Raw genomic sequence first — 12,407 nt, 5'->3', positions numbered from 1 at the left:
GGCCGGGGCCGGGGCCGGGGCCGGGGCCGCCCGCCGGAGCCGGGCGGCGCATCGCCCTCGGGGGCGAGCGGTAACGCGGCCCCCCGGGGCCGGTCGGCAGGGCCGCCCCCGGAGCCGGTCGGCAGGACCGCCGTCAGTCCAGGGAGCGGTCCAGCTCGGCCAGGGGCAGCGCGAACAGCATGCGGTCGGACAGCGACCACACCTCGCCGGTCTCCTGCCAGTAGGAGAGGGAGCCCGCCTCCTGCGCCCAGCAACGGTCCGAGGCGTCGGCGCCGCACCGGGCCGCCCGGGCGCCCCGGGTGTCCTGCCGCCACAGTCCGCCGTGCCCGTCCTGCGACTCGGGCAGCCGTCCCACATACCAGGACGGCCGATCCGCCCCGGGCTTCCGGTACGGCAGCAGGCCTCGGATCCCGTCGGCCCGGGTCCGGTACGCCTCCACCGCGTCCGCCCGCCCCCAGGGGTCCGTGGCGAGCAGTCCGGCACGCGCCGGGTCGTCGCTGAACGCGTACCGCCACAGCCGGGCGCGCCGGTCGCCGCCGGGCGCGGTCCACTCCGCGGCGACCAGGCTGTCGGGCGTCGTGCCGCGGTCGAGGGCGAGCGCGCCGGGACAGGGCGGCCCGGAGGGGCCGCAGCGGCCGGACGTGAAGCGGTACGAAGCGACCGCGGGCAGTACGTAGTCGTGGCCGTCGGCGGACCAGCCGCCGGCCACGCGGCCGATCGCCGGCCCGTCGACCGTGGTGCGCTGGATGTGGTCCAGATCGTAGACGTACAGCGCGTCGGCGCCGCCGGCCGTGGTGGTGACCAGCAGCTTGTTCTGGTACCAGACCATGCCGGAGAGGCCGGAGGCCAGGCCCCGGTAGTCCCGGCCGCCGTCGACCGGCACCACCAGCAGTGCCCAGCGGTAGGTGAGGTGGGCCGGGTCGTCGGCGTCGACGAAGGCGACCCGGGCGAGGCCGCGCTCGGCGGGGCGGCCGGTGGTGGTGCTGTGGGTCCAGCCGGCGAGGACGACCCGGTGGGTGCCCCAGACGCCGTCCTCGTCGGCGTCCCCGGAGGTGGTCACCGAGGCCGGCCGCCAGTCGCCGGTCGCGGTGTCGGCCGGGTCCCAGCAGTAGGCGCGGGTGGCGGCCGGGGCGACGGGCAGCGAGGCGCGGTCGCCGGTGGCGCAGTCCCCGCCCTCGCGCAGGGCTCGGTCGGTGCTCCGGAGCACGGCGTCCACGCCGACCGGGCGGCCCATCGCGGTGGTGAGCCGGTCCAGGGAGCGCGTGGGGACCAGGTGCTCCTGGAGGCGGAGCCGGCTGGTGTCCGCCGGGGAGGTCAGCGGCTTCAGCGCGCCCGGGTTGTCGGTGACGTCGGCCTGGGAGGCGCTGATCAGGGTGGCCGCGGCGGTGAGCGCGAGCGCGGTGCCGGTCAGGACCGCGCGCAGCGCAGCGCCCCGTCTGCGTCGGCGGTGTCTGCCGCGATGCTTCATCTCTCCTCCAGAGGGCGGGCCAACTGCGCCGCGCGATCCGTGGGTTGACGCGAGGAGCAGGTGGGGAGGCCCGTACGGGATGCTACGGCAGGAACGGGCCGCGCAGGGCCAGGACTGCGCAGATCGGTGGAAGACGCGCGTGCGGAGCCGGGGCCGGCCGGACGGTCACCCCCGTCCGGACCGCTTGGTCCGGGCGTCGAGCACAGCATTCCGCTTCCGGGTCACCGCTGGTGCCATCGACTGGGGAAGCAGGTGGGACGGATCTTCTGGAAGGATCACGTCCACTTCCGCATCGTCGCGGAAACGATACGGCCGATGCTGGAGGAGTTCCCCAAGATACCTCCGAATCCTGGACATCTCGGCCCGTACGGTCACGGTCCGGGACGGATCGTCGAACAGGTCCTCGGCCAGCCCCGCCGCCCCGCGCCCGGCACGGTGCTCGGTGAGCAGGAACAGCAACTCGGCATGGCGCGGACTCAGTTCCCGCGACCAGGAACCCGCCGGCGCCGTGACCGTCACCGTACGGCGGCCCGGCCGGGCGAGGTCCAGCACGATCCGGCGGGCACCGGCCCGGGGCTCCTCCTCCGCCCGCAGCAGCCAGCCCCCGGCCAGCGGCTCCATCGCGCAGGAGCCGAGCGAGGGCAGCCACCGACGGCCCGGCGTCAGCGTCCTGGGCAGCGTCACCCGCCGCACGTACGGCATCCCGGTCACGGCCGCCGCCCAGCCGTCGCGGTCCACCACCAGCGCCCGCCCGGCCAGCCGGGCCAGCACCGGCGCCGCCACCACCCGCAGCCGCTCCAGCGAGGCCAGATGAAGCTCCCGCAGCCGGGCCTCGGCCAGCTTGGCGACCGAGTCCACCCAGGCGAGGGTCGCCGGATGCATGGTCTCCAGCGGGCCGCTGACGTCCACCACGCCGAGCAGCCGCCCGTCCCGCGGATCCGTGATCGGCGCGCCCGAACAGGTCCAGGAGACGTGCGACCGCACGAAGTGCTCGCCGGCGAACACCTGCACCGGCCGCCGCACCACCGCCGGGGTGCCCACCCCGTTGGTGCCGACGACGTCTTCCCTCCAGTCCGCGCCGAGTTCGAAGCCCAGCCCGTCGGCCTTCCGCAGTACCGACGGCACACCCTCCCGCCACAGCACGCGGCCGTCGGCGTCCGCGACGACCATGATGTGCTGGGCGACGTCCGCGACCGAAAGCAGTCCCTCCCGCAGCACCGGCAGGACATGCCGCAGCGGCGACTCCTCCCGCCGGCGCCGCACCTCGTCCGAGGGCAACAGCCCGGACCTGAAGTCGTGTTCGGGGTCGACACCACTGCGCAGCATCCGTCCCCACGACTGCTCGATCACCGGGCGGGGCGCGAGCCGCGTACGCTGCCCGGCGAGCGTGGCCTCGCGCACCTCGCTCAGTACCCGGGCCGCCTGCGCCGCGTCCACGGCGGCCAGGCGCGCCACGTTCATCGGCGGGTTCACCACTGCGGTCCTCCCGGAAAGGGGCGTCGAACACACGGGTAAAGCCGTCCGGGCGGCGGCTTCCGGTCCGACTGTGCCTCTCATACTGCCGTTCCGGACATGGCGGAGGCACAGACTCCGCGCATGTGCCTCCAAGAGTTGCAACCCCCTGCAACCCTGGTGAACCGCCGGAGCGTGGCCGAGACTTGACCCAGGTGGTGGGGGGTGGTGCCGTGTCGGCGCAGCACCACCCCCCTCCCGCCGAGGCCCCGGCCGGGTACGGCGGGTTCAGACCGGACGCGCTCGCTCCACCACCGACTCCAGGTCCAGGCCCGACGGCAACGTGCCGAAGGACGCGCCGCGGTCGCCGCCCAGGCGGGAGGCGCAGAAGGCGTCGGCCACCTCCGGCGGGGCGTACCGCACCAGGAGAGAGCCCTGGAGGACCAGCGCCAGCCGCTCCGCCAGGCGCCGGGCGCGCCCTTCGACGCCCTCCAGGTCGGCGAGTTCGGTGAACAGGTCCTTCACCGCCCGGTCCAGCCGGTGGTCCGCGCCGTGCGCCCGGCCGATCTCGGTGAGGCAGGCGTCCAGCGCGCCCGGCTCCCGCTGCAAGGCCCGCAGCACGTCCAGTGCCTGCACGTTCCCCGCGCCCTCCCAGATGGAGTTCAGCGGCGACTCCCGCACCAGCCGGGGCAGACCGGACTCCTCCACGTACCCGTTGCCGCCCAGGCACTCGGCGGCCTCCACGGCCACCGGGGCACAGCGCTTGGTGATCCAGTACTTCGCGGCCGGCACCGCGAGCCGCAGGAAGGCGCGCTCCTGCTCGCCGCCGTCGTCCCAGGCCGCGGCCAGCCGCAGCGCGAGCGCGGTCGCCGCCTCCGACTCCAGCGCGAGATCGGCGAGGACGTTGCGCATCAACGGCTTGTCGACCAGCTTCCCGCCGAACGCCTCCCGGTGCGCGCAGTGGTGCACGGCCTGCGCCACCGCCTGCCGCATCAGGCCCGCCGAGCCGAGCGCGCAGTCCAGCCGGGTCGCGGCGACCATCCCGATGATCGTGCGCACCCCGCGCCCCTCCTCGCCGACCCGGCGCGCCCAGGTGCCGTCGAACTCGACCTCCGCGGAGGCGTTCGAGCGGTTGCCCAGCTTGTCCTTCAGCCGCTGGATCCGGAAGACGTTGCGGGTGCCGTCGGGCAGGACCCGCGGGACCAGGAAGCAGGTGAGCCCGCCCGGCGCCTGCGCGAGCACCAGGAACGCGTCCGACATCGGCGCCGAGCAGAACCACTTGTGCCCGGTCAGCACGTACGTGCCGTCCTCCGCGAGGGGCCGTGCCGCGGTGGTGTTCGCGCGGACGTCGCTGCCGCCCTGCTTCTCGGTCATGCCCATTCCGAACAGGGCCCCGGGCTTCTGCCCGGCGGGCCGCAGCTCCCGGTCGTAGACCGTGGACGTCAGCCGGGGCTCCCACTCGGCGGCCAGCTCCGCGTCGGCGCGCAGGGCGGGCACCGCCGCGTGCGTCATCGACAGCGGGCAGCAGGTGCCCGCCTCGACCTGCGTCCAGACCAGGAACCCGGCCGCCCGCCGCACATGCCCCGACGGGCGCGTCCAGGCGCCGGTCAGCCCGGCCGAGACGCCCTTGCCGAGCAGCCGGTGCCAGGCCGGGTGGAAGTCGACCTCGTCGATCCGGTGGCCGTACCGGTCGTGGCTGCGCAGCCGGGGCGGATGCTCGTTCGCCTGCACCGCCCACTCCTGGAGCTGTGCCGAACCGGCGGCCCGGCCCAGCGCGGACAGCTCGGCGCGCACCTCCTTGAGGACATCGGCCCCGGTGTACCGGTCGACGGCCTCGGCGAGGGCCCGGTCGGCGGTGAAGACGTCGTAGCCGGCCAGCGGGGGCGGCTGGTTCGTCACGGTGTGGGTGGAGGTGCCTGCCATGAATCCGAACCTACCCGGGACGGCGGCGGTGATGGCCCCCGAGTGGCACAGCGCCGGAAATCGATGTGTCCCCTCGGTGATCGCCCCCGGAAGGTGAGGGCGGCCCGGTGCGGCGGCTACCGTTAGGTCGTGCAGCCAGCAAGTGAAACCCCCGAGCGGCCGGCCGGCCGGCTCCACCGCGCCAGAGCCCTCTACCGGAACGTCTCCAAGCGCAGGACCGCCTGGCTGTTGCTCAAGGACACCGTCAACTCCTGCATGGAGTACCGCATCCTGGGCCTGGCGGCGGAGGCGGCGTTCTTCACGCTGCTGTCCGTGCCGCCGCTGCTGCTGAGCCTGATCGGACTGCTCGGCTACGTCGACGACTGGACCGGCGCCGACACGATCCACAGCCTGGAGACCAACCTCCTGGAGGCCTCCCGCACGGTGCTGTCCGACAAGGGCGTCAAGGACATCGCCGAGCCGATCCTGCACGACGTGATGAAGGGCGGCCGGCCCGACGTCATCTCCATCGGCTTCCTGTTCGCCCTGTGGTCGGGCTCGCGCGCGGTGAACGTCTTCATCGACACCATCACCGTCATGTACGGCCTCGACGGTGTCCGGGGCATCGTCAAGACCCGGATCATGGCGTTCCTGCTGTTCATCGTGGCGTTGCTGATCGGTTCGGTGGCACTGCCGCTGATGGTGGCCGGGCCCGACGCGGTGGTGCGGATCCTGCCCTGGTCGGAGACGGTCGTCCAGGTCCTGTACTGGCCGGTCGTGATCGTCCTGTCCATCGTCTTCCTGACTACCCTGTACCACGTCTCGGTGCCGGTCCGCTCCCCGTGGATCGAGGACGTGCCCGGTGCGCTGGTGGCCCTCGCCATGTGGGTCCTCGGCAGCTTCCTGCTGCGCATCTACCTCACCAGCACCATCGAGGGCGCCACCATCTACGGCTCGCTCGCCGCCGCCGTCGCCGTCCTGCTGTGGATCGGTGTGTCCGCGTTCGCCGTGCTCGTCGGCGCGGCCGTCAACGCGGCCATCGACCGGGTCTGGCCGGCCGCGGCCACGGCCGCCGCGCGCGAGGCCAACGAGCGGGTGCGGCACGCGCAGGTCGCCGAGTACGTCGCCCGCGCCGCGGTGGTCCGGGAGACCGACCCCGACGACCCCGACATGCCCTCCGAGTTCCCCGAGCGCTGGTCCCGCTTCCTGCCCCCGGAGGACGTGACGGCCCGCCTGCGCACCCACGCGAAGAACCCGCACCACGCGCACAAGGGGACAGGGCGGGCCGGGGGTTCCGGGGGCGAGGACGGGGACGGGGGTACGGCGCACCCGGTGCAGTGACCGTCCGGCCGAGCCGGTCTGCTCGGGCTCGGTCTGCTTGGTCTGCTTGGTCTGCTCGGTCTGTGGGGGGCGGCCGTCCCTGACTCCCGTCGCGGCCGTCTCCACCCTCGGGTGTGGACCCTGCGGTGGAGAAGGCGGCTGCGCTTGTCCCCGGAATGTCCACCCGGCACTCCACCCCTGCGCCGATCCGCCGGACACCGTCCCGCACCTAGCGTGAAGGTCGTCCATGCGCAGGCCGGAGGCGTCCGGCCGGAGCGGACAGCCGGGCAGCGCCGTGGTTCGTCACGTCGCCCGGCACGGCTTGTGACACCGGGCGAGGAGGCGGCGGACATGGCGGATCCGACGGGATACACGGGACGGAGTGGTACGAGGGGGAGGGCGGGCGGCGCGGGCGGGGGCGCCGGGACCGGCAGGAGCGACGCCGGCGGCACGGCCTGGTCCCCCGGAGCGGGCGGCACGACGGGGGCGGCCGAGGCGACCAGGGTCCGCGGGGCTGCCGGGAGCATCAGGAATGCCGGGATTGCCGGGGCTGTCGGGTGGATCGAGAGCGCCGGGATTGGGGGCGTCGAGGGGACCGCTGGAATCGGTGGGGCCGCCGGGAGCATCGGGAGTGCCGGGATTCCAGAGATCGGCGGGGCCGCCGGGTGGGCCGGGAGCACCACGACGGTCGGGTGTGCCGGGACCGGCGGCATCCCTGGGGCAGACGGGACGGACGGGACGGACGGGTCCGTGTCCATCGAGCCGACCGAGCCTGTGAGGCCGTTCGGGACCGCTCGCGGCCCCCTTCTCTCCCTCGCCGTGGACCTCGTCCTCCCGCTTCTCGTCTACTACGTGACCCGGGCACTCGGCGCCGGTCAGGCGTCGGCCCTGCTGCTGAGCGGTGCGCCACCGGCGCTGCGTCTGCTGGCCGGCGCGGCCCGGCACCGCCGGATCGACGGCGTCGACCTGTTCTTCACGGTCCTGCTGGCCGCCGCCGCGCTGGTGTCCTTGATCGGTGGCGGCCCCCGCCTCCTGCTGTTCAAGAACGCGGCACTGTCCCTCGCGGTCGGCGGATGGGCGCTCGGCACCGCGTTCACCGGCAGACCGCTGGCGTTCCAGGTGGGACAGCGACTGCACCGGGGCGGCGCGGCCCGCGCACGGGACAGGATCTGGCAGGACAGTGCTCCGTTCCGCCGAGCCCTGCGTGTCCTCACTGCGCTGTGGGGGGCCGAGCAGCTCCTCGACGGTGCCCTCGGCTCGGCCGCCGCCGCGACGCTGCCGACCGACACGGTGCCGCTGCTGGACCGTGCCCTCTCGCTGCTCCTGCTGGGCCTGACCGCCGGGGCCACCGCCGTCTACACCCGCCGCTTCCGCATACGCCACGCCCTCCCGCTGTTCGGAACCCCGGCACCGGCGACGGTCCACCGAGGCAGCCCCTCCCCGGCGTCCCCGCGTCCGAGCTGACGGCACCCTCGCCTTCCGCGGACCACCCGGGTGCGCCCCGTCCGGGTGCCCTGGCCACCTCGCCCCGTCACCCGGCGGCGGCTCCGCCCGCGTGTGCTCGCCTTCCCGGTCCGCTGCGGGGTAGAGGTTTCGCCCCGGCAGCCCTTCCCTTCCCGGTCCGCTCCCCAATGGCAGCCCGCACCGTGGCTCTCGCCCTCCCGACCCGGCGCCGGGCCGCGACCCCGCTCGGGCGTGCCCGCTCCCGGCCTGCCCTGCGGGGCTTCCGAGGCGGCCCCGAAGGTATCCGCGGGCGGCGTACGCTGGCCGTCGTGTATGTGGAGCGGGTGTCCCGGTTGGCCGGTGCGGTCGTGTGGAGGAACTCCCCGGTCGGTGTCGCTGCCCGGCCCGTGTTGCCCGATGGGTGCATGGACCTGCTGTGGAGCGAGGGGCGGCTGCTGGTAGCCGGTCCCGACACTCGCCCCTACCTCCCCGAGGGCCCGGCGCGTTCGTGGGCGGGCATCCGCTTCTTCCCCGGCACCGCGCCCGCGCTGCTCGGCGTTCCTGCGCATGAACTGCGCGACCTCCGCGTGGAGTTGGCGGACCTCTGGCCCGCCGCGAGCGTCCGCCGGCTGAGAGACCGGGTCGCGGCGGCCCCCGACCCGGCGAGCGCACTGGAGGACATCGCCCTCGACCGGGCGGCGGAGGCGGGTGCCCCGGACCCGCTGCTGCGCCGGGTGGTGGAGTGCCTGGACGAGGGCCGCACGGTGGCCGCGACGGCCGCCGCACTTGGCCTCGGCGAACGCCGGCTGCACCGCCGCTGCCTGACCGCCTTCGGGTACGGTCCGAAGACCCTGGCCCGCGTCCTGCGCCTCCAGCGGGCGCTGGCCCTGGCCCGCTCCGGGACGCCGTACGCGGAGACGGCGGTCCGCGCGGGCTATGCGGACCAGCCCCATCTGGCGCGCGAGGTGCGGGAACTGGCGGGGATGCCGCTCGGGGAACTACTCGCCGGGCGCGGGTAGCGGGGCGAACAGGTCGACCGCGTTGCCGTCGGGGTCGTGCACGGTGGCGTACCGCTGCCCCCAGAAGGCGTCCCACGGCCCCAGTTCCCCGTGGTGACCGGCGGCCACCAGGTCCTCGTAGCGGGCGTCGACCTCGGCGGGGGAGTCGCAGCGGAAGGCGAGCGCGACCCGCCCTCCGCCGGCGGACGGCCGCCAGCCGGGATGGAAGGAGCGGATGGTCTCCTCGGTGTCCAGGGCGAGCACCAGCCCGCCGGGCAGTTCGGCCTCGACATGCGGCTGGTCCTCGGCTCCGTCGGGGAAGACCAGCCCGAGGCGGCGGTAGAAGGCGAGGGAGGCGGCCAGGTCGGAGGCGACCAGGCCGATCACGGCGAATCGTACGGTCATGCGGCCACCGTAGGCAGCGGGCGGTCAGCCGGTCTTGAAGGAATCGGACACCGGTGGCGGGCACGGGCGCGGACCCGGCTCCGGGCGGCCCGGCCAGCCGGTCGACGCCGAACGGCCGCGGCCCGGAAGGCTCGGGCTGCTCCGGATCGGGCCCGAGGATCTCCAGGTAGCTCGGGCCGCCCAGCCCCACCAGGTGGTTGCGCGTACCCAGCCCGAGGTGGACCCCGCCGGGCGCCGGGGTGACCCCGGTCCGCCGCGCGAACGCGGTGACCGTCGCGCCCAGGTCGGGCGTGGCCAGGACGAGATGGTCCAGCAGCGGCGGAATCGCGTTCATCGCGCAGGAGGTTACGGGAACGGGACCGTCCCCGGGAACGCCCGTGCGGCACCATGGGCGCGTGATCCGTACCGCACGCGTCCTGCCGCTGCTCCTGCTCCTCCCCGCGCTGCTCACGGCGTGCGGCACCGAGAAGGCGGACACCGGTGACACCCGGGGTCCGGCGTCCGCCGATGCCCGGGACCCGGCGTCCCCGCGCGTGCCGCGCGTCGAACTGGACGCCAGGCTGCGTGCGTTGGGCATCGCGCCCGAACTCGTCTACGTCACCGACGTACCCGGCTTCACGCTCGCGCAGCAGTCCGTCGGCGTGAACGGCGACGACGGCTTCTCCGCCGCGTACTGGGCGAAGAACGGCGCCGTGCTCCACCTCTACGCCGAGCGGGGCAGCGCGGCCGACTGCCCGGAGGGCTACACCTGCGTGGCACCGGCGAAGGGCCGGGTGGTGCGGATCAGCGGCGAGAAGGTCGCGGCCGACGTGCTCCGCGGCGCCGCGGACGCCGTCCACCGTCCCGCGCCGGCGGAGCTCGCCGCGCTGTTGCCGCCGGCCCCCACGGCGACGGTACCGGTGCGGCGCGGTGACCTGCCGTCGTACGGCGACGGAGCGCCCGACAACAGCGTGGGCGAAGGCCGTTGAGGAGAACGTCTGCTGACCCGACGGTGCCGGGCCAGGGCACGGCGGACCGCCCTGCCGGGCCGTCGGGCGTGCGCCTGGAGTCCCGTGGCATGCCTCCTCGTCTCCTCCTCTGCACCCGCACCACCGACTACCGCCACGACTCCATCCCGGACGCGGTCGCCGCCGTCCGGGCGCTGGGCGGGTTCGCCGTCGAGCACACCGAGGACCCCGCGGACCTGGAACGGCCGCTGGACGGGTTCGCGGCCGTGGTCTTCCTCTCCACCAGCGGGGACGTGCTGACCCCGGCCGGACGCGAGCGGCTGGAGCGGTACATCCGGTCGGGCGGCGGCTTCGCCGGGGTGCACGCGGCGGCCTGCACCGAGTACGGGTGGCCGTACTACGGCGAACTCCTCGGCGCCCGCTTCACCCGGCACCCCGCCTACCAGCCGGGCCGGGCCCTCGTCGCCGACCCCGCCCACCCCGCGACCCGGCGGCTGCCGTCCGTCTGGGAGTTCACCGACGAGTGGTACGACTTCGACCACGCCCCGAGCGGCGGGGCACGCGTGCTGCTGCGCGCCGACGAGACGTCGTACGACGGCGGCGGGATGGGCGCGGACCATCCGCTGGCCTGGTGTTACGAGCGGGGTCCCGCAGGCGGACGGGTGTTCTACACGGCCCTCGGTCATGCCGCCGACGCCTACCGCGACCCGGTCTTCCTGGCCCACCTGAACGGCGGCCTCACCTGGGCGGCAACGGCCGCCCAGTGACGTTTCTGCGGTGAACCGGTTGCGCCGTTGGAGTGAGTAAAGCTGGCGTAGGGGGAAGGTCACGTGACTATCTAGAGATGCTCTTGTCTTGGCAAAGGGCGTCGAGACGCGGCGGTCCCCTTCCGCCCCGCGTCACCCACCCACAGGAGGAGCCGGACCTTGACCTACGGTAATAAGCTGCGCGAACGCATCGCCGGTCCCGGAACCACGCCGCTGATCGGCGTGTACGACATGTACTCGGCGTCGATCGCGGCCAAGCACTATGACGGGATGTTCGTATCGGGCTTCGGCTTCGCGGCCTCGTACTACGGACTGCCGGACATCGGATTCATCGCCTGGCCGGACATGGTGGCCTTCGTCCAGCGGCTGCGCGGCGCGTTCCCCCACCACCATCTGCTGGTCGACATCGACGACGGGTACGTCGACCCCGAGGTCGCCTGTCACGTCGTCGAGGGACTGGAGCGCATCGGCGCCTCCGGGGTGATCCTGGAGGACCAGAAGCGGCCCCGCCGCTGCGGCCACGCCGACGGCAAGCAGGTACTGCCCCTGGAGGAATACCTGGAGAAGCTGCACAAGGTCCTGGAGACCCGCAAGGACCTGGTCGTGGTCGCCCGCACGGACGCCACCGACGAGCACGACATCCTGCACCGCGCCGAACGGCTCGCGGCCACCGACGCCGACGTGGTGCTGGTCGACGGGGTGCGCAGCGTCGAGTGGATCAAGCGGATCCGTGAGGTCGTCGGGGGCAAGCCGCTGCTGTTCAACCAGATCGCCGGCGGCAAGTCGCCCCGGCTGTCGCTCGGCGAGCTGTCCGACCTCGGCGTGGACGTCGCCATCTACAGCACCCCGTGCCTGTTCGCCGCGCACGAGGCGATGGACTCCGCGCTCGCCGGCCTGAAGGCGGCCGACGGCCGGCTGCCCGAGGTGGACCCGGCGAGCGGCGTCGGCGTGAAGGCCTCCACCAGCCTGCTGGAGCGCAACATCGCCCGCGAGCGGCTCACCCCCGAGGGCGTGGGCGTGTGAGCGGTGCCGTACCGCGGCTCGGCATGGCCACGGCGGTGGCCGCCGTGCTCCTCGGGGCCGGTGCCGTACCCGCCGTCGCGTCCGGGGGCCTGATCACCGTGATCGACAACTCCCACGCCGACTCATGGCTCGAAGTCGATCGCGCGGCCAACCTCCAGACCGGCAGCGGCACCGCCGGCAGCGACCACGACGGCAGCGCCGTGGACGTGGTCGAGGCACTCGTCGGGGCCGACCGGGGCGAGGAGGACTGAGCGGCCACCGGACGACACGACGGCCGGGCACCCCCTGCGGGAGGCGCCCGGCCGTCACGGTTGCACCGGTTCCCGGCGTCCGGTCGCCGGACTCAGTCCTCCTTGAGGTCGGGACGGCCGTTCTCGTCGAGCTCGACGTCCTCCTTCGGGTCGTGCTCGTCGACGGGCGAGGCCACGGTGGCGCGCTGCTGTCCCGGAGCGAGGGTGCGGCAGGCGGCATGGGCCGTGCCATAGGCGGTGACCAGGGCGACCGCGGCCACGGAGAGGGCCGCGGCGATTCGCGTGGGGTGCTTCATGCCCGGCGAACGATCACCGCTGGCGCGGGGTCACCCCCGCCGTACGCCGGACAGCCCACGCCTCAGACCCGTGCACCGGAATAGGTCCGGATGCCATGGTGCTCTTGCTGGGACGAGGCACGCGCGCGTGGCGAA

Annotated in this window: 12 protein-coding genes and 1 pseudogene; 7 read left to right on the top strand and 6 right to left on the bottom strand. The window is 74.3% G+C overall.

Annotation, left to right across the window (positions count from 1 at the left end; translation table 11 throughout):
• Positions 1-133 precede the first annotated feature (133 nt).
• From IE273_RS04755 to IE273_RS04745, 3 genes are all read right to left on the bottom strand, one after another.
• On the bottom strand, positions 134-1,468 hold the full coding sequence (locus IE273_RS04755) for a hypothetical protein (protein ID WP_189813864.1): 1,335 nt from the start codon (positions 1,466-1,468) through the stop codon (positions 134-136).
• Between the two features lie 165 nt (positions 1,469-1,633).
• Positions 1,634-2,929 (bottom strand): GAF domain-containing protein, encoded by a 1,296-nt coding sequence (locus IE273_RS04750; protein ID WP_189813863.1) that lies wholly within the window; start codon positions 2,927-2,929, stop codon positions 1,634-1,636.
• 279 nt (positions 2,930-3,208) lie between these two features.
• Positions 3,209-4,843 (bottom strand): acyl-CoA dehydrogenase family protein, encoded by a 1,635-nt coding sequence (locus IE273_RS04745; protein WP_189813862.1) that lies wholly within the window; start codon positions 4,841-4,843, stop codon positions 3,209-3,211.
• A 129-nt stretch (positions 4,844-4,972) separates the two neighbouring features.
• Here IE273_RS04745 and IE273_RS04740 point away from each other — a divergent pair, with 129 nt between their 5' ends.
• The 3 genes from IE273_RS04740 (at position 4,973) to IE273_RS04730 (ending at position 8,604) form a co-directional block, all read left to right on the top strand.
• Complete coding sequence (locus IE273_RS04740) at positions 4,973-6,163, top strand: YihY/virulence factor BrkB family protein (RefSeq protein ID WP_189813861.1); 1,191 nt, start codon at positions 4,973-4,975, stop codon at positions 6,161-6,163.
• Between the two features lie 729 nt (positions 6,164-6,892).
• On the top strand, positions 6,893-7,606 hold the full coding sequence (locus tag IE273_RS04735) for a VC0807 family protein (protein WP_229887081.1): 714 nt from the start codon (positions 6,893-6,895) through the stop codon (positions 7,604-7,606).
• Positions 7,607-7,914: 308 nt separating this feature from the next.
• The gene (locus IE273_RS04730) at positions 7,915-8,604 is read left to right on the top strand and encodes a helix-turn-helix domain-containing protein (protein WP_189813860.1); all 690 of its coding nucleotides are present in this window, start codon (positions 7,915-7,917) and stop codon (positions 8,602-8,604) included.
• Here the strand turns inward: IE273_RS04730 and IE273_RS04725 are convergent.
• Positions 8,584-8,970 (bottom strand): VOC family protein, encoded by a 387-nt coding sequence (locus IE273_RS04725; RefSeq protein ID WP_229887104.1) that lies wholly within the window; start codon positions 8,968-8,970, stop codon positions 8,584-8,586. The two genes, IE273_RS04730 and IE273_RS04725, sit on opposite strands and share 21 nt — an antisense overlap.
• Positions 8,855-9,439 (bottom strand): annotated as a pseudogene (locus IE273_RS04720) (VOC family protein); the annotation flags it as partial. The pseudogene IE273_RS04720 and the gene IE273_RS04725, both read right to left, overlap by 116 nt.
• Between IE273_RS04720 and IE273_RS04715 the strand changes: the two are divergent.
• The 4 genes from IE273_RS04715 to IE273_RS04700 all read left to right on the top strand — a co-directional run bounded on the left by IE273_RS04715 (position 9,384) and on the right by IE273_RS04700 (position 11,976).
• Positions 9,384-9,956 carry a membrane lipoprotein gene (locus tag IE273_RS04715; RefSeq protein WP_189813858.1) on the top strand — a complete coding sequence of 191 codons (573 nt, stop codon included), beginning with the start codon at positions 9,384-9,386 and terminating at the stop codon, positions 9,954-9,956. The pseudogene IE273_RS04720 and the gene IE273_RS04715 overlap by 56 nt on opposite strands.
• A gap of 89 nt (positions 9,957-10,045) precedes the next feature.
• On the top strand, positions 10,046-10,702 hold the full coding sequence (locus IE273_RS04710) for a ThuA domain-containing protein (RefSeq protein WP_189813857.1): 657 nt from the start codon (positions 10,046-10,048) through the stop codon (positions 10,700-10,702).
• 159 nt (positions 10,703-10,861) lie between these two features.
• Positions 10,862-11,725 carry an isocitrate lyase/PEP mutase family protein gene (locus IE273_RS04705; protein WP_189813856.1) on the top strand — a complete coding sequence of 288 codons (864 nt, stop codon included), beginning with the start codon at positions 10,862-10,864 and terminating at the stop codon, positions 11,723-11,725.
• A complete protein-coding gene (locus tag IE273_RS04700) occupies positions 11,722-11,976 on the top strand; it encodes a hypothetical protein (protein ID WP_229887080.1) in 255 nt (84 codons plus the stop codon). The genes IE273_RS04705 and IE273_RS04700 overlap by 4 nt, the downstream gene beginning before the upstream one ends.
• A 92-nt stretch (positions 11,977-12,068) precedes the next feature.
• On the opposite strand, the gene IE273_RS04695 is transcribed toward IE273_RS04700, so the two are convergent.
• A complete protein-coding gene (locus IE273_RS04695) occupies positions 12,069-12,272 on the bottom strand; it encodes a hypothetical protein (protein WP_189813855.1) in 204 nt (67 codons plus the stop codon).
• Between the last annotated feature and the right edge of the window lie 135 nt (positions 12,273-12,407).

It is taken from the genome of Streptomyces olivaceoviridis, from assembly GCF_014650115.1.
GTDB lineage: Bacteria > Actinomycetota > Actinomycetes > Streptomycetales > Streptomycetaceae > Streptomyces > Streptomyces olivaceoviridis.
Note: the sequence above shows the minus strand (reverse complement) of the source record. Positions and strands in the feature narration are given on the sequence as shown.

What these genes read in the sequence shown, in the direction of transcription:
- IE273_RS04755 (WP_189813864.1), bottom strand. Translation starts at nt 1,468, where the DNA reads ATGAAGCATCGCGGCAGACACCGCCGACGCAGACGGGGCGCTGCGCTG.
- IE273_RS04750 (WP_189813863.1), bottom strand. Translation starts at nt 2,929, where the DNA reads ATGAACGTGGCGCGCCTGGCCGCCGTGGACGCGGCGCAGGCGGCCCGG.
- IE273_RS04745 (WP_189813862.1), bottom strand. Translation starts at nt 4,843, where the DNA reads ATGGCAGGCACCTCCACCCACACCGTGACGAACCAGCCGCCCCCGCTG.
- IE273_RS04710 (WP_189813857.1), top strand. Translation starts at nt 10,046, where the DNA reads ATGCCTCCTCGTCTCCTCCTCTGCACCCGCACCACCGACTACCGCCAC.
- IE273_RS04695 (WP_189813855.1), bottom strand. Translation starts at nt 12,272, where the DNA reads ATGAAGCACCCCACGCGAATCGCCGCGGCCCTCTCCGTGGCCGCGGTC.